Raw genomic sequence first — 16,278 nt, 5'->3', positions numbered from 1 at the left:
TCAGACCGTGCCTCGCGGCGGCCCGTACGGTTGCGGGTAACCGAGAACCGGGTGTTCCGTCGCTCGTCCCGTGAGCGGCACGAGCTTCCAGAGCGTGCGCCGGAACACGGTGACGTCGTCGCGCTGCTGGGCCCAGGCGAGCGCCACGGTGAGGATGCGGCTCACAACCATCGCTCGACTATACGTATCAGGCACGGGGGATCGGGGCCCGATTTCTGCCCACCGGGTCAGCGCAGTCGGCGAGAGACTCGCCGCCACGCGCCGGCGGAGCACTTGATGGGCATCGGCGTCGTGTGCGCCCACGGTGAGGGGATCGACGAAGCACACCTCGCCCTCGCGGTATGCGCGAAGCCAGGCCAGTCGGTCAGTGAAGCCCTGGCCCCTGGTGCTCCAAGCCCGACGCTCAACTGCCGAATCTGCGTAGCTGATGAGCAGTGTGTCGTGGGCCTTATCGGGTGCATCACGGAACGCGGGATCATCATCGAGCGCGTCTGCCTTGGGAAGCAGCGTCAACTCGCACCCCCAGTCGCGAAGCGCCTGCGCCACAGCGTCGACGATGAGGCCCTCACCGACGAGAATGACGCCGCGACGCGAGGCCGGCCATCGGGCCTCTGCGGCTGTGTCGTGGCGCGCCCTCGCCTCCAAAATGAGGCGCTGCGCAAAGTCTGTCTCGGGCGTGATCTCGCGCGCGGACTCGGCTGCAATCTCGGCTGCGATCCCGAGAGCGGGCGCGCGCAGCGCGTCGACGAAGCCGGGAGCCGGGTCGTCGATCGTCAGGAATTGCCCCGCGGCCGTTCGGAGCACGAACGAGCCGTCGGCGATCGAATACACGTGCCCGACATTGCCGGGGAGGGTGAGTGCGTGACTGGGAATGGGCATCAATGCGCTTTCGAAAGTGCCCGGTCGGTCAGCGTCGCGGGCTGACCGACCGGGCCGTTGGTGCCTGAGGGAAGTGGTCTCAGTCGAAGGGATTCTCGACGAGTGCGTTCGAGTGCGTCGCCGACAGGTGCGCCAGCTGCTCGGTTTCTTCGACCTCAGCAAGGATCTGCTTGTCCATGGTGTCTCCGTTCGTGTCTTCATGCCGGTCACACCGGTGAGTGCAACCGTGTTCGCGGGGCGAACGCCTTCACCGTAGTTGATAATGATTCTAGTTCGCAATAAGGTGTGACTCATGAAACCCGGACTGGTGCTGATCGACTATCGCTCGGACCGCGTGTACGACATTCGTGGCGCGGAGGCGACGGCGCGCGGGCACGGATTCGCGGCGGAACACGCGGGCGTCTTGACGCTTGCTGGGGAGCGGGGCCGATTCGCATTTGCCGACGATCTGCGCGGTGAGCTGGTTCTCTGCGATGAAAACGGCGACGAACGCGGTTCCCGCATCCCGATCGCGACCCCCGCCGAACACATCGCCGGTGACGAAAGTGGCAGATACGTCGCGATCACGACGGGGCTCGGCGCCAACGCGGAGGCGTGGAGCGACGTCGTCACGGTTGCTGATATTGACTTAGGCAGTGCCCGTCGCTTCCGCTCCCGCGTGGGTGAACCGGGAGTCGGCATTGTGCGCGACCGGGAGACGGGCGAACCGCACATCGTATTCAGGCACCGTGAGCCCGGATCGATCGAAGCGGTGCCGCTGCAGAGTGCCCTCGCCGTCGGCCCGCACGTGCCGGTGCTGCGCGGGGAGGAGCGCGATCAGGTCGCTGACGATGGGCACGGCGACGTAGCGGACGCGAAACGCGGCGTGTTTGCGACGTCGACGAGTCGGGGGCTTGAGCGGTTTGTTGTCACCGGGGGAGTCCCGCAGCCAATCGGTGTTGTTCCGTGGCCGGTCGTAGGCCGCGCGTTCTATCTGCGCTTCGACGAACGGGCAGGCGCGGCGCTCGGTGTCGTGCGTGGCGGCCCGGCAGACCCGACTGCCTGGGCTGACTGGACGAATCACCTTGTCGAGGTAGACCTCGTCACCGGCGCGACGAGCCACGTGCGACTCCCCGATGGGCTGGCGTTTCGCTTTGCCCTCTCACGCAGCCGCGTTGCCGTGGTGACTATCCACCCGGACGGCGACGAGCTGACGGTCATCGAGCGCGGCTCAAGCGAATCGGGCGACGGATCGAAGAGCACCCTGGACGTCATTCGCAGAGTGTCGCTCCCCGCGCTGAGCGCTCCGCCCACTCCGGGTCACCTCCCCTGGGATCCGGTCGGAGACGCGCCAGCGCAGCGTCGTTCAGTTGCGATTGACCCGACGGGCGCAATGATCGCGGTGACGCGGGGCGGCGACGGTGAGCTGCACCTCATCACCGATGACGCCTTTGAGACTGTCGCAGTGCCGACGTCCGTGGACGAGGGCGGCCTGCTGCTGTGGTGCGGCGGCGCTTACGACGGTGTGGGGCGCTGAGCGGTGACGCCGAGTATGGCTGCGATTGAGAGTGCGCTCGAGCGTGCGCTCACCCGGTGGGAACACTGCGGTCGCCCAGGTGCGCCCTCCGCTGGCTTCGCGCTCAGCCGCTTGCCGGGCAGGCGTTCCCGGGGCGTGTACCGGGCGGGCACGGGCCAGGCAGTCTTCGAGAGTGACGAGCACATTCTCTTGATGGTTCCCGCCCCAGACGAACAGCACATTGCACTGCAACTTGCGGGACGCGCAGACGAAGCGGGGCACCTGGCCGTGCTCAACGTCTCGTCGGGGGCGTTGCGGCGCTATGCCGACATTCACTGCCGATACGACCCGATGCAGTGGGCGATGGATTCGCGAACGCTCTCGCTGATCGCGCGGGATCCGCAGCGTCTCGTGCAAATCGACGTCGCCCGCGAATGGGTCGCGGAGAGCCCGGTTGCGAGTGACGCGCGGTGCCGCCTGTTCGCGCCGGCGCCGCACTGGCTAGCCGCAGAGAGTCGCGCGGGCATGCCCACTCGTCTCGTTCGCCTCGACACCGGCACGCACCTTGTGTCGTTCCCGACGATTTCGAGTGCACACGTGATCGGCAACGACGCAGTGGTGGTGCAGAGCGGAAACTCGCTCCACGCCGTCGATGTGTATTCGGGCGCCGAACGGTGGCGCTGGAGCGATTGCACCACGAGCCTGACAACCGTCCGCGTCTGGGAGAACGAGGTGTACGCAATCGCTGTGCGCGCCGGGAAAAGCGTGCTCCTGAATATTGCTGACGGCGTCGTGCAGCAGGACTGGACGGCGCGCCTCGGAGAGTCCGTCGCCGCGTTCTCTGACGTGAGCGTTGACGTGGGCGGGATATCCGCGGTGATCGAGGCGCCGTCGAGCCCACCGAAAGTCGTAACGCTCAGCAGCCGCCAAGGAATCGGTGACCAATTGCCGCCGAGAGATGGAGACGACCGGGCGGCCGAAACGACGTGGCACGAATTTCGTGCCGACGACGGCTGCATCCTGTCGCTCGTAGTGACATCACCGCGAGGACTCGTCGGCCCCGCACCCACGATCCTGACCTGCTATGGCGGATTCGGGGTGGCATCGCTCCCCGTCTTCGAGCCCACGATCCCCGCGTGGATTGAATCCGGTGGTCGATACGCGACGGCGCACATTCGGGGTGGGGGAGAACACGGCGCGCAGTGGCGTGCGGGTGGCTACGGAGCGCGCAAACGCCGCGGGATCGACGACCTCGCGTCTGCAGCGCGGTGGCTCGTGGCTGCACAGCTGGCCCGCGCGGATTCGCTCGTGCTCGTCGGCGCCTCGCACGGTGGCACCGTCGTCGCGAGTTGCGTGCTCGGCCACCCCGCTATCTGCGCGGGCTTCGTCGTGACCGCGGCGCCCCTCGATCTTCTCGCGCTCGATCAGCATCCGCTCGGACGACTGTGGCGAGACGAGTTCGGCGCGGGCAGTGACGCGGCGGGGCAGCGCGAGCTCAGCGAAATTTCACCCCTGAGTCGCGCGCAGAGCCTCGGCGGTGACACAGCGCCCCCGCGCTTCCTCGGAATCGTGCTCGCCGAGGATTCCCGAGTGGCACCCGACGACACGCACGCGTTCGCGGCGGCCCTCGGAGTCGCTGGGGGAGAAGTAACGCTCTGGGAGGCGCCCGGGGCCGGGCACGGCGCTAACGACCTCGACAGCCTGCACGAGCTCGGCGCTGTCGTGCTGAAATTCGCCGCGGCGACCACGTTTCACGGCACATCTGCCCGCACACCTGCAGGCACAACACCCCACACAACGCCCCTCACAAACGAGAAAGACGCCACCCATGACGCCTGACACCACCGCACCCGTGCTCGACTCGCGGAGCGCCCGTGCCCCTGACGCTCCTGTCCCGAAAGGCCTCGCTACGCCTCGCCGCTCAACGCCCCGTGAAGCGCCCATGCTGAAACGCCGAGGCGCGCGGGCCGCGCGCATTCTGGTGCCGGTGCTCGCGGTGTTACTGCTCGTGATGCTGATCCTCTCGGTGAGTGTGGGAAAGATCGTCGTGCCCCCGGTAGACGCCGTCAAGATCCTGATCGGGCATTTCGTTCAGGGGATGCCGTGGATGACCGACGGATCGCTCACCACCATGCAAGACAACGCGGTGTGGCAGTTCCGACTGCCGCGGAGCGCGCTGGCCGCGCTCACCGGAGCATCCCTCGCCCTGGCGGGAGCGCTGATTCAGGCCGTCGTGCACAACGCGCTCGCGGAGCCGTACATCCTGGGAGTCTCGGCGGGAGCGGGCGTCGGGGCCGTCTCGTACATCGTGCTCGGAATCGGGCTCAGCTCGCTCGGGATCGGGGCGTCCGCGTTTGCCGGAGCCGTGCTCGCGACGGGAGCCGTGTACCTGCTCGCGCGGAAGGGCGGTCGCATCGCCCCGCAGCGGCTGATCTTGGCCGGTGTCGCCCTGGGGTCCCTGTTCAGCGCAATCACGAGCTACCTCACTATCTCGACCGACGCGCAGAACGTCTACAGCATCATGTTCTTTCTGCTCGGCTCCGTCTCGGCCGCGACGATGCCGCAACTGATCCTGCCCGCGATCGCGCTGACGCTGGTCGGCGTATTCGCCGTGCTGCGCTCGCGATCCCTCAACGCCCTGCTCGTCGGAGACGACGCAGCGAGCACGCTCGGCATCAACGTGAACCGGTTGCGCGCCACGATTCTCGTCGCCGCAGCACTGCTCACAGGCGCGGTGGTTGCCGTGTCGGGTGGGATCGGGTTCGTCGGGCTCGTCGTGCCCCACGTCGCGCGCATCATCGTCGGCTCCGACCATCGCAGAATGCTCCCGGTCGCAATGCTGTCCGGGGCCGTCTTCCTCACCACCTGCGACCTGCTCGCGCGCACCGTCGCAGCGCCGGCCGAGATCCCACTCGGCGTGCTCACCGCACTCGTCGGCGCCCCGTTCTTCCTGTGGCTGCTTCGTCGCGATCGCAGCGACCGATTGGGGATGGGGCGATGAGGGTCACGGTCGAGGGGCTCAGCGCTCACCGCGGCGACAGGCAAATTCTGCGAGACGTCAGCTTCACGGTCGCTCCGGGTACGGTGCTGGGGCTGATCGGCGCCAACGGCAGCGGAAAATCGACGCTGCTGCGTGCGCTCTCTGGCATCGACAGAGCGACGGCCGGATCGGTGCACTACGGCGAAGATTCGCTTGCGGGTCTCTCCCGGCGTCAACTCGCGCAGCGGGTGGCCGTGATGACCCAGGAGCACAGCGAGGAGTTCGAGATACCGGTGCTTGACCTTGTGCTGCTGGGGCGCGTGCCGCACAGCAAGGGATTCGGGCGTGATTCGGAGGCTGACATCGCGATCGCTCTCGAAGCCCTCCAGCAGGTGCGAGCAGAACATCTCGTCGCCCGATCCTTCTCGATGCTCTCAGGCGGCGAACGGCAGCGAGTGCTGTTTGCGCGCGCCATTGCGCAAGAAACCCCGGTGCTCGTGCTCGATGAACCCACCAATCACCTCGATATCGCTCACCAGCTCGAAATGCTCGAACTCGTGCGCACCACCGATCGCACGGTGCTCGTGGCGCTGCACGACCTCAACCTCGCCGCGCGCAACTGCGACGCCATCGGCGTGCTGGCGGGCGGATCGCTGATCGCCCACGGCAGCCCGAGCGAAGTGCTTGACACCGACATCATCCGCTCGGTATTCAGCGTGGACGCGACCAGCATCACTCATCCGCACACCGGCCATCGCCACTTCCTCTTCGACGAACACGTCGGTGCCGACGGCGCCGAAGCTGTCGGCCCGAAATTCACCCGCAGAAAGGCAGTACCCACCACATGAACACTTTGAATTACGCCCAGCGCTCGGCGCGACGCCGCCTCCTTGCCAGCGCGAGCCTGATGACCGGCGCTTCACTCCTGCTCGCCGGATGCGGCACGGGTGTGTCAGCGAGCGACACAGATGCCGACGCAGCGACCGAGACCGTCACGATCACGAACTGCGGGCGTGAGCTCGTGTTCGAACAGACTCCGAAAAGCGTCGTGAGCCTGATGCCGTCCCAGACGGACCTGCTGCTGCGGCTCGGTGCGCAAGACCGGCTCGCCGGGCAGGCGCAGGTCGACACCTCGGATCTGCCGGAGGACGTCGCCGAGCTCGCCGCCGACGTGCCCGTGATCAGCACCGACGCGCCGCCCGCGCGGGAGGAGACGCTGGCCGTGTCGCCCGATCTCGTCGTGTCACCCACCGAGTACGAGTTCACCGCTGAGCAGGGCTACGCCAGCATCGAGCAGCTCGCCGAAAACGGGGCGCAGGCGTATGTGTCGACTGGCGGATGCTCCGATCGTCGGTCGAGCGCGGAGGTCGCCGACCTGTTCGTCGACATCGAAAATCTCGGAAAGATCCTTCAGGCCAGCGACGAAGCCGAGGCGCTCGCGGCAGACGCCCAGAAGCGACTCGACGCGGTCGAGAAAGCAATCGCAGACGAGGATCGCCTGACCGTTGCAGAGGTGTGGGTCGACGGCAATCTGTTCGGTGCAATCGGGGCGGGCATCGAGTACGACATCATCCGCGAGGCTGGCGGCGAAAACGTGTTCGACCCCGACGCGCCGGAATTCGCTGACTTCTTCTCGGCCGAGATCAACCCCGAAGAGATCATCAGCAGAAACCCCGACGCGATCGTCTTCGGAACCACGAACAACACCAAGCGTGAGCAGGTGCTGAAGTACCTCCGCGCGACCTTCCCTGACGTCACCGCGGTGAAAGAAGACCGGCTCATCAGCGTCCCGCACAGCGATTTCTACCCGGGCACGGTCGGCAACATCGACGCGGTCGAGGCCATAGCGGCTGAGCTCTACCCGTCGGCGTTCTGAGGCGCAGGCGCCCGCGCCTGCGCCCGCGCTGCCTGCGCTGAGGCGCCGCGTTCGGCAAGCGATCCGCGTTCTGCAAGCCCGATTGATCGGGAATGAACTTGCCGAACGCGGATCGCTTGCGTATTGCGGCGAGCCCGCGCGGCGCACTTCGATCCTTATGGTGAATCTAACGTTATTGACTTACAAGATCACATAAAGCTAACATGGGGACACTTCGGCCGGGTCGCCGGGCGCTCGCGCTGACGCGAAGCGCACGCGTGACTCGACCGCCATGGTCTGTGATCGAGGCCGCCAATGAAGGCGGTGCGAAGGGATGCAACGATGCGCGCAGTGGTGTTCACGTCGGAGGGCAAGCTTGCTCTGGAGGAGCGGCCGATGCCGGTTCCCGGCTACAAGGAAATCTTGATCGAGACCGCGGCCGTCGGCATCTGCGGCACCGACACCCACGTCTTCGACGGCGAGTTCGAGGGCACCGTCTTTCCGCTGGTGCCCGGGCACGAGGCAACGGGCACGATCGTCGCGCTCGGCGAAGACGTGAACAGCGGAGTCTTCGACTTCGCGATCGGCGACCACGTCGCCGTGAACCCGAGCACGACGTGTGGGGAGTGTGAGTTCTGCCTCAATGGGCACGCAAACCTCTGTCGCTTTTGGAACGGACTCGGCGTCGTCGCCTCCGACGGCGCCTCGCAACAGTTCTTCACCGCCCCGGCGGCGAACGTCTTCAAGCTCAAGCCTGAAACGGACCTCTATGAGGCAGCACTGATCGAGCCCCTCGCGTGTGCAATTCGCGGTTGGGACGTGCTGCCGCGTCGCCTCGGCGACCACGTGCTCGTCTACGGAGCTGGCACGATGGGCCTGCTTATGGCGCAGCTCGCCTCGCGGGCTGGCGCATCGACGGTGACCATCGTCGACCTGAACCCGGACCGGCTGCAGACGGCCGCGGAGTGCGGCATCGAGCTGCGTTACACCTCGGCAGACGACGCCACCCGCGAAAAGTGGGATGTTGTGATCGACTGCACCGGCAATATCCGCGCCATTGAAGACGGACTGACCCGGGTCAAGCCGGCCGGATTCTTTCAGGACTTCGGGGTGGCTCCGGCGGATCGCACCGCACAGTTTTCGCCGTTCCGCGTGTACCGCGACGAGATCTCGATCGTCGGCACGATGGCCGTGCTGAACTCGTTCGGCCGCGCGGTCGAACTCTTCGAGGGCGGAGCGATCAACGCGACCGCGATGATCAGCCACTCCTTCACGCTCGATGACTACGAGCAGGCGCTCGAGCTGTTCCGCAAGGGCGACGGCCGCAAACTGCAGATCCGCCCGAACGACACGGAATCGAAGGTGCTCCGGTGAGCGAGGCGACGACCGCTTCGGCCGCCGAGCCAGCGGCCGCCAAGCTCGCTCAGCCCGCGGCGACCGCGGCGACCGCGCCCGCGCGGCGTCAAAAATTGCTCACCCCGCGAGCGAAGCGTGGGGTGTGGATCGGCGTGATCGTGCTCGTTGTGCTGGGCGTCGTGCTCGGCACGCGCGTAGTTCCCAACGATGATCCGCTCGCGCAGAGCAACGTCGAGTTCGATCCGACGACGTTCGGCGCCGACAACTTCACGAAGGTGCAAGACGGAGTCGCGGAACGCGCCGTCGATGCCTCGACCCTCGCTACGGCGATCGCGGCCGATCCCGACGCCGCCGCCAAGAAATACGCGTCGGAGAGCTCCGGCGGCCCCGTCTACAGCGTCACACTCACCGGCATCGTCGGCGAGGGCAAGTCGGGCATGTACGAGGTGCAGGTCGAGGGCGTGCCTGACGACCTCCTCATTCGCGTGCAGACAGGCCCCGCGATCAACGGCACCGAGCTGCGCGACGCGACCGGCGACATCACATTCGGGCAGTTCAAGAACCAGATCGACTATCAAAACGCCGCTGCCGCGCTCAACGAGGAACTCAAGACGCAGGTGCTCGCCGGCGTCGACACCGCGTCCCTCACCGGCAAGCAGATCGAGGTCACCGGCGCGTTCACGCTGGTAAATCCGACGGGCTGGCTCGTCACGCCCGTGGAGTTGACGGTCAAATGAGCGACGCCACCCACACCGAGGTCGTGCTCGAAGCGCGCAACATCGTCAAGACCTACGGCGGCACGCGCGCGCTCAAAGGCGTGAACTTCGAGATACGCCGAGGCACCGTCACGACGCTGTTCGGCGAGAACGGCGCGGGCAAGTCCACGCTCATGAAGATCCTCTCGGGCGTCGAGCAGCCCACGGCGGGCGAGATTGTGCTCGACGGCGAGCCCGTCGTCTTCGCATCCACGAACGAGGCGCGAGAGCGCGGGATCTCGATCATCCATCAAGAGCTCAGCCTCGCGCCGAATCTGTCGGTGCGCGACAACATCTTCATGGGTCGCGAACTCTCGGGCCCCTTCGGGGTCGACTACGCCGAGGAGACACGGCAGGCGCGATCGCTCCTCGACGAACTGCAGCTCCCCATTGATCCGGACACCCTCGTGGCAGACCTGCGCGTCGGCCAACAGCAGATCGTCGAGATTGCTCGCGCGCTGTCGGCTAACTCGCGCATCCTGATCATGGACGAGCCCACGTCGGCGCTCGCGGCCGCCGAGGTCGAGGTGCTCTTCGGTGTCATCCGTGACCTGCTTGCCCGCGGCGTCGCCATCGTCTACATCTCCCACCACCTGGAAGAGGCGCTCGAGGTGACCGACCACGCCGTCGTATTGCGCGACGGCACCATGACCGCTCGCGGAGCGCGCGAAGACATCGATCTCGAGTGGATCGTGCGCAACATGGTCGGCGAGCACTTTGATCTCGGCACCCCTCCCAAGGGCTACGAGTTCGGCGAGGTTGCTCTCAGCGTGCAGGGGCTGAGCGTGCTCGACCCCGAGAATCCTGAGCGCGCCATCGTGAGCGGGCTGAGTCTCGATGTGCGTGCGGGCGAGATCGTCTGCATCTATGGGCTGATGGGCGCGGGTCGCACCGAACTGCTCGAGGCCGTGGCGGGCAGGGAAGCGGTCGCGGCCGGCGAGATTCTGCTCGAGGGTCGGTCGATCCTCGGGGATTCGATCGCCGAGCGGATCGCGGCAGGCGTTGGTCTCGTGCCCGAGGATCGGCAGCGCGACGGCCTGGTGCAGACGTTCGACGTTGGCACGAACCTGACGCTCGCGAGCATCGACGACAGCCTCGTGCGCGGCGTCATCTCGCGCAGCGTTGAGAAAGTTCGGTCGAAGGATCTCATCTCGGCCGTGACCGTAAAGACGCCGGGGCCCGAGCTGCCCATCGGGTCGCTCTCCGGAGGCAATCAGCAGAAGGTCGTGATCGGCAAGATCGTCGCGACGAACCCGCGCGTCATGCTGCTCGACGAGCCCAGCCGCGGCATCGACGTCGGCGCGAAGGGCGAGGTGTTTCGGCTGCTCGCAGATCGCGCGAGGCAGGGGCTCGCGGTCGTCTTTTCCACCTCAGAGGTCGGCGAGTGCCTGAGCATCGCCCACCGAATCATCGTGATGCGTCGCGGCAGAATCTCGGCCGAGTTCACTCCCGACGCCACCAAAGACATGATCATGGCCGCCTCCGGCGAGGCCGTGGCCGCCTGACCTCAGAACGGATCGGACAATGACGACGACCACCACCACCATCATTCAGAACAAGCAGCGCTTCTCCCCGGCGAAGTTGCTGCTCGAGGGCCGCGCGTTCGTCGCGCTCATTCTCATCATCGTCGTGTTTTCGCTGCTCAGCCCCAACTATCTGACGGTCGAGAATCTGCTCATCATGGCGTCGCACGTCGCGATCTACGCAATGCTCGGGCTTGGCATGCTGATGGTGATCCTGAACGGCGGCATCGACCTGTCTGTCGGATCGACGCTCGGTTTTTCGGCGGTCATCGCCGGGTTTCTGCTGCAGGGCGTGCCGATCAATTTCTTAGGTTTCACACTCGTGCCGAGTGTCCCCGTCGTGGTGCTGCTGTCGTGTGGCGTGGGCGCGGCGGTGGGGTTCGTGAACGGCATTCTGGTCGCAAGGTTTAAGGTCGCGCCGTTCGTCGCGACGCTCGGCATGCTCTATGTCGTGCGCGGTCTCGCGCTGCTGATGACCAACGGGCTCACGATCAATGACCTGGCTGGCGACGAGGGGCTCGGCAACACGGGCTTCGACTGGCTCGGCTTCAACCGCATTCTTGGCATTCCGATCGGCGTCATCATCATGGGGATCGTCGCGCTGATTCTCGGCTTCGTGCTCGGGCGCACCAAGTTCGGGCGCTGGCTCTACGCCTCTGGCGGCAACGAGCGCGCGGCCGAGCTATCGGGCGTGCCGGTGCGCAAGGTCAAGGTCTGGGTCTACGTGATCTCGGGCGTCTGCGCCTCGATCGCCGGGCTCATTCTGGCCTCGACGCTCACGAGCGCGAGCCCGACCGCGGGCAACACCTATGAGCTGACCGCGATCGCCACCGTGGTGATTGGCGGCGCGGCGCTCACTGGCGGCCGCGGCAACGTGCGCGGCACGCTGCTCGGTGCGTTCGTCATCGGCTTCCTCGGCGACGGGCTCGTGATCGTTGGCGTCTCCGCCTACTGGCAGATGGTGCTGATCGGCGCGGTGATTGTCTTGGCCGTGCTGCTGAACACCCTGCAGTACGGGCGGCGGCGCAAGGCGCCGGCGCCCGGATCCGGGACGCCGGCAGGCCCCGGCACCGCTGGCCCCGGCACCGCTGGCCCCGATGCCGCGAACCCCAACCCAACGTCGGATCGGGAGACCGCGGCTCCCGCCGCCACCTCCTAACCGCTCTCGTCGGCATCGAAGATCGCTGCCGACACCTCTAGAAAGGACACACTCACATGGTGCGCAAGAAGGCTCTAGCCGCCCTCGCGGCGGCAGGCGCGCTGGTGCTCACTCTCTCGGCCTGCGCTGGCGGCGCAGACGGCGGGTCGGGCTCTGGCTCCGGAGACGGCGGTGGCAGCGGCAAGGCCGGCGGCCTCATCACGATCATCGTCAACGACCCCGCGAACCCCTATTGGAAGACCGAAGGCGATGTTGCCGAGGCCACAGCGAAGGAGCTCGGCTACGACGCGGTAGTCGGCGCTCACAAGGGCGACACGAACACAGAAAACACCCTGATCGACACGGCGATCTCGAACAACTCGGTCGCGATCATCCTCGACCCCGCCAACGCTGACGGATCGGTTGCGGCTGTAAAGAAAGCGAACGCGGCCGACATTCCGGTCTTTTTGGTGAACGCCGAGATCAATGAGTCTGGCCTTGCGAAGGCGCAGCTCGTGTCGAACAACGCGCAGGGCGCGGCGGTCGGCGCCCAGGAGTGGGTCACGCAGATGAAGGAGGCCGGCAACTACATCGAGCTGTTCGGCGCCCCGTCCGACAACAACGCGCAGACCCGATCCAACGGGTTCGAGACCGTGATCAGCCAGTACCCCGACCTCGTTGAGGCCGGTCAAGAGGTGGCGAACTGGGATCGCACCGAGGGCCGCAACAAGACGCAGGCGCTGATGCAGGCGAACCCCGACATCAAGGGGGTCATATCGGGCAACGACGAAATGGCGCTCGGCGCAATCGCGGCGCTGAAAGAGTCGGGCAAGCTCGACGGAGTCGTCGTGGGCGGTTTCGACGGCAACCCCGACGCGGTCGACGCGGTGACCTCGGGCGAGATGGCCTACACCGTCTTGCAGCCCGTCGCGGTGTTCTCGAAGGAAGCGGTGACTCTCGCCGACGAATTCGTGCGCACGGGCGAGTCGCCGAAGACCGAGAAGCAGTCGTTTGACTGCATCCTCATCACGAAGGACAACGTCGACAAAATGACGGGCCCCTTCACCTACACGGAGTAACCACCGGCGGCCCTCGTGCCGCCATGACAGGGGCGGGTGCCGAGTGGCGCCCGCCCCTGGCACACACTTCCCGACCAGGCCAAGCTGCCCGGCCCACACCTCACGCCCCACACCTCCCGACCCAAACTTCGGAGATCCTCCATGAGCTATGTACTCAACGACCCGGCCGACTTCGCCGACGAATCGGCCGCCGGATTCGTGGCGGCACACCGCTCACTCGTGCGCCGCGTGCCCGGCGGTGTCGCGCGCGCAGCGGCGACTCCCGCCGGTCAGGTCGCGATTGTGATTGGCGGTGGATCGGGGCACTATCCGGCCTTTGGCGGGCTCGTCGGCGCCGGACTCGCGCACGCCGCAGCCATGGGCAACGTTTTCGCATCCCCGAGCGCGCAGCAGGTCTACGCGGTCGCCAAGTCAGTCGCGACCGACGCAGGGGTGCTGCTCAGCTACGGCAACTACGCGGGCGACGTACTGAACTTCGACCAGGCCGAGGCGCGGCTCATCGCCGAGGGTATTCCCTGCCGCACGGTGCGGGTCACCGACGATATTTATAGCGCAGCGCCGCACGAGCGCGAGAAGCGTCGCGGCGTTGCCGGCGACCTCGCCGTGTTCCGCGCCGCCGCGTGGGCGGCCGAGCGGGGGCTCGACCTCGCCGCCGTCGCCGCAATCGCGGAGCGCGCCAACGCTCGCACGCGCTCGCTCGGCGTCGCCTTCACCGGCTGCACGCTCCCCGGCGCGACCGAGCCCCTGTTCACGATTCCCGCGGGACAGATGGGCGTCGGCATGGGGATTCACGGCGAGCCCGGGATCGACGTGCGTCCGCTCGCTCGGGCGGACGAGTTGGGCCAGCTGTTCGTTGACGGGCTGCTGGGCGAGCTGCCCGACGACATCGAGACACTGCGCGGCGCTCGGGCTGCCGTGATCTTGAACGGGCTCGGCGCCGTGAAATCTGAGGAACTGTTCGTGATCTATGCGACCGTCGCGCAGCTGCTCGAGGCAGCCGGGGTCGTTGTCGTGGAGCCTGAGGTCGGCGAATACGCGACGAGCTTCGAGATGGCGGGCGTTTCGCTGACGCTGTTCTGGCTCGATGAAGAACTCGAAGCGGCGTGGGCGTCTCCCGCCTACACCCCCGCGTACCGGAAGGGCGCTGTTGCCGGTGCATCAGAGCTTCACGGGGCTGGCGGCGACCAAGCAGACGCGGTACCCGCGCCCGAAACTGCTAGCGTGGCGACGGCTGGCGCCGATCCTGATCTGGATTCCGAATTCAGCATTTCTGAAGCGAGCGATGAGTCTGTTGCGGCCGCGGTCGTGGTGGTCGAGGTGATGCATGCGATCCGCGACGTGATCGACCGCGACGCCGATGAGCTCGGGAGACTCGACGCGATCGCCGGCGATGGCGACCACGGCATCGGCATGCAGCGCGGCGCCCGAGCGGCGGCGACCGCCGCAACACGCGCGCAGCTCGCCGGGGCGGGCGCTGGCACCGTGCTCGCGCTCGCCGGAGACGCTTGGGCTCTGCGGGCCGGCGGCACGTCGGGAGCGCTCTGGGGTGCGGGCCTGCGCGCCGCCGGTGAACGCATAGGTGACGCGCTCGCCCCCGACGCGCGAGCGCTCGCCGACGCCGTCGACGCCGCGCGCGCCACGGTGCAGGGATACGGCAAGGCCGAAGTCGGCGACAAGACGCTCGTTGACGCCCTCGTACCGTTCGTCGACGGCCTCCGACGCGGTGTCGCGGACGGGCAAGGGACGGTCGAGACGTGGATCGCGGCGGCGGCTGACGCCACCGCCGCCGCTGCCGCGACGAGCGAGCTCGAACCGAAGCTCGGTCGCGCACGGCCGCACGTGCAGAAGAGTCTGGGCACGCCCGATCCGGGGGCCGTGTCGTTTGCCCGCGCGATGACCGCCGCGGGCCGGGTGCTCGCGGCACTACGAGAGGAGCGGTCATGACCCGCACATGGAGGATCGTCGTCGGATCGGACGACGCCGGATTTGCCTATAAAGAGGCGTTGAAAGCCGACCTGCTGAGCGACCCGCGAGTCTCCGAGGTCGTCGACGTTGGCGTCGATGCGGACGGGCACACCCCGTATCCGCGGGTCGCGGTGACCGCCGCCGAGCGCGTGCGCGACGGGCTAGCCGACCGCGCGCTACTCGTCTGCGGCACCGGCCTCGGCGTCGCCATCGCAGCAAACAAGGTCACCGGCATTCGGGCCGTCACCGCGCACGACAGCTTCAGCGTCGAGCGCAGCGTGCTCAGCAACAATGCGCAGGTGCTCACGTTCGGTCAGCGCGTCGTCGGCCTTGAGCTTGCGCGTCGCCTCGCCCGCGAGTGGCTGAGCTACGAGTTCGACGAGTCATCGGCGTCGGCCGAGAAGGTCGCGGAGCTCACCGCCTACGAACAGACGGGCAGCTGTGGGTGAGGTGGAGGCCGGGCCTACCGGGCGTCGCCCGCCGCTGGTGCTCGGCGTCAGTCTCAAGCTCTACCTCGACGTCGCTGCGAGTGCGGAGTGGGCCAGAGGAGTCGCGGCGATGGTGGGGGAGCACCCCGCCGTTCTCGACGGCAGCATTCGCGTTATCGCGCTGCCGTCCTTGCCGGCCCTCCCCGCGGTGAGCGCCGCCATCGCGGGAACTCCTATCGAGGTCGGAGCGCAAGACCTGCACTGGGCGGATCGGGGTGCCTACACCGGCGCGGTCAGCGGTGTTGACCTGCGGGACGTCGGCTGCACCGCCGTCGAGGTGGGGCACGCTGAACGTCGCGGGCTGTTTCACGAGACCGAAGAGATCGTTGCCCGAAAACTCGCGGCGGCGATGCGCGCGAGTCTGACGCCGATCCTCTGCATCGGAGAGGCCACGGAAGGCCCGGTCGCCGACGCCATTGCCGCGAGCAGCGCGCAGCTCAGATCGGCGCTGGCGGGCGTTGGCGATGCAGTACTCGGCGACGTGGTCGTCGCATACGAACCGGTCTGGGCCATCGGCGGCCCGCGCCCGGCCGCCGCGGCGCATGTTGGGCGGGTGGTCGCTGCGCTTCGTGAGATACTCGAAAACGATCACCGAGTCGCCTCCTCGTGGGTAATCTACGGGGGGAGCGCGCAGCCGGGTTCGCTGAGTGAATTGGGTGCCAGTGTGGACGGATTGTTTATGGGGCGCTTCGCGCACGACCCGGCCGACTTCGCGCGCATCGTCGACGAGGCCGCGCAGCTAATCACGTGACTACGGAGGACCTG

15 protein-coding genes are annotated in these 16,278 nt (G+C 67.1%); 13 read left to right on the top strand and 2 right to left on the bottom strand.

The features are described from left to right. Both ACFWHR_RS10130 and amiA read right to left on the bottom strand, forming a co-directional pair. Window positions 1-879 (bottom strand): hypothetical protein, encoded by an 879-nt coding sequence (locus tag ACFWHR_RS10130; protein ID WP_382448184.1) that lies wholly within the window; start codon window positions 877-879, stop codon window positions 1-3. A 79-nt stretch (window positions 880-958) separates the two neighbouring features. Continuing rightward, window positions 959-1,057 (bottom strand): streptamidine family RiPP, encoded by a 99-nt coding sequence (amiA, locus tag ACFWHR_RS10125; protein WP_382448183.1) that lies wholly within the window; start codon window positions 1,055-1,057, stop codon window positions 959-961. Between the two features lie 114 nt (window positions 1,058-1,171). Between amiA and ACFWHR_RS10120 the strand changes: the two genes are divergently transcribed. From ACFWHR_RS10120 to ACFWHR_RS10060, 13 genes are all read left to right on the top strand, one after another. Next, window positions 1,172-2,395 (top strand): hypothetical protein, encoded by a 1,224-nt coding sequence (locus ACFWHR_RS10120; RefSeq protein ID WP_382448182.1) that lies wholly within the window; start codon window positions 1,172-1,174, stop codon window positions 2,393-2,395. A gap of 15 nt (window positions 2,396-2,410) precedes the next feature. Continuing rightward, on the top strand, window positions 2,411-4,213 hold the full coding sequence (locus ACFWHR_RS10115; protein WP_382448181.1) for a prolyl oligopeptidase family serine peptidase: 1,803 nt from the start codon (window positions 2,411-2,413) through the stop codon (window positions 4,211-4,213). A gap of 103 nt (window positions 4,214-4,316) precedes the next feature. Continuing rightward, window positions 4,317-5,375, top strand: coding sequence for a FecCD family ABC transporter permease (locus tag ACFWHR_RS10110; RefSeq protein WP_382448180.1), 1,059 nt, complete (start codon window positions 4,317-4,319; stop codon window positions 5,373-5,375). Then, on the top strand, window positions 5,372-6,202 hold the full coding sequence (locus ACFWHR_RS10105) for an ABC transporter ATP-binding protein (protein ID WP_382448179.1): 831 nt from the start codon (window positions 5,372-5,374) through the stop codon (window positions 6,200-6,202). The genes ACFWHR_RS10110 and ACFWHR_RS10105 overlap by 4 nt, the downstream gene beginning before the upstream one ends. Then, window positions 6,199-7,230, top strand: coding sequence for an ABC transporter substrate-binding protein (locus tag ACFWHR_RS10100; protein WP_382448178.1), 1,032 nt, complete (start codon window positions 6,199-6,201; stop codon window positions 7,228-7,230). Before ACFWHR_RS10105 ends, ACFWHR_RS10100 begins: the two co-directional genes overlap by 4 nt. 321 nt (window positions 7,231-7,551) lie before the next feature. Then, window positions 7,552-8,583 (top strand): zinc-dependent alcohol dehydrogenase family protein, encoded by a 1,032-nt coding sequence (locus ACFWHR_RS10095; RefSeq protein ID WP_382448177.1) that lies wholly within the window; start codon window positions 7,552-7,554, stop codon window positions 8,581-8,583. Beyond that, window positions 8,580-9,302, top strand: a complete 723-nt coding sequence (locus ACFWHR_RS10090) for a DUF2291 family protein (RefSeq protein ID WP_382448176.1) — start codon at window positions 8,580-8,582, stop codon at window positions 9,300-9,302. Before ACFWHR_RS10095 ends, ACFWHR_RS10090 begins: the two co-directional genes overlap by 4 nt. Next, entirely contained in the window at window positions 9,299-10,825 is a 1,527-nt protein-coding gene (locus ACFWHR_RS10085) for a sugar ABC transporter ATP-binding protein (protein WP_382448175.1), read from the top strand. Before ACFWHR_RS10090 ends, ACFWHR_RS10085 begins: the two co-directional genes overlap by 4 nt. 19 nt (window positions 10,826-10,844) lie before the next feature. Then, window positions 10,845-12,002, top strand: a complete 1,158-nt coding sequence (locus tag ACFWHR_RS10080) for an ABC transporter permease (RefSeq protein ID WP_382448174.1) — start codon at window positions 10,845-10,847, stop codon at window positions 12,000-12,002. A 56-nt stretch (window positions 12,003-12,058) separates the two neighbouring features. Beyond that, window positions 12,059-13,060, top strand: coding sequence for a D-ribose ABC transporter substrate-binding protein (locus tag ACFWHR_RS10075; protein ID WP_382448173.1), 1,002 nt, complete (start codon window positions 12,059-12,061; stop codon window positions 13,058-13,060). 141 nt (window positions 13,061-13,201) lie between these two features. Next, complete coding sequence (locus ACFWHR_RS10070; protein ID WP_382448172.1) at window positions 13,202-15,004, top strand: dihydroxyacetone kinase family protein; 1,803 nt, start codon at window positions 13,202-13,204, stop codon at window positions 15,002-15,004. Next, entirely contained in the window at window positions 15,001-15,474 is a 474-nt protein-coding gene (locus ACFWHR_RS10065) for a ribose-5-phosphate isomerase (protein WP_382448171.1), read from the top strand. Before ACFWHR_RS10070 ends, ACFWHR_RS10065 begins: the two co-directional genes overlap by 4 nt. Then, window positions 15,467-16,264, top strand: a complete 798-nt coding sequence (locus ACFWHR_RS10060; protein WP_382448170.1) for a triose-phosphate isomerase family protein — start codon at window positions 15,467-15,469, stop codon at window positions 16,262-16,264. The genes ACFWHR_RS10065 and ACFWHR_RS10060 overlap by 8 nt, the downstream gene beginning before the upstream one ends. Window positions 16,265-16,278: the final 14 nt, after the last annotated feature.

The organism is Leucobacter sp. NPDC058333 (assembly GCF_042726155.1).
GTDB lineage: Bacteria > Actinomycetota > Actinomycetes > Actinomycetales > Microbacteriaceae > Leucobacter.
The sequence above is the reverse complement of the archived record's forward strand: the minus strand, read 5'-3'. Positions and strand labels throughout refer to the sequence as shown.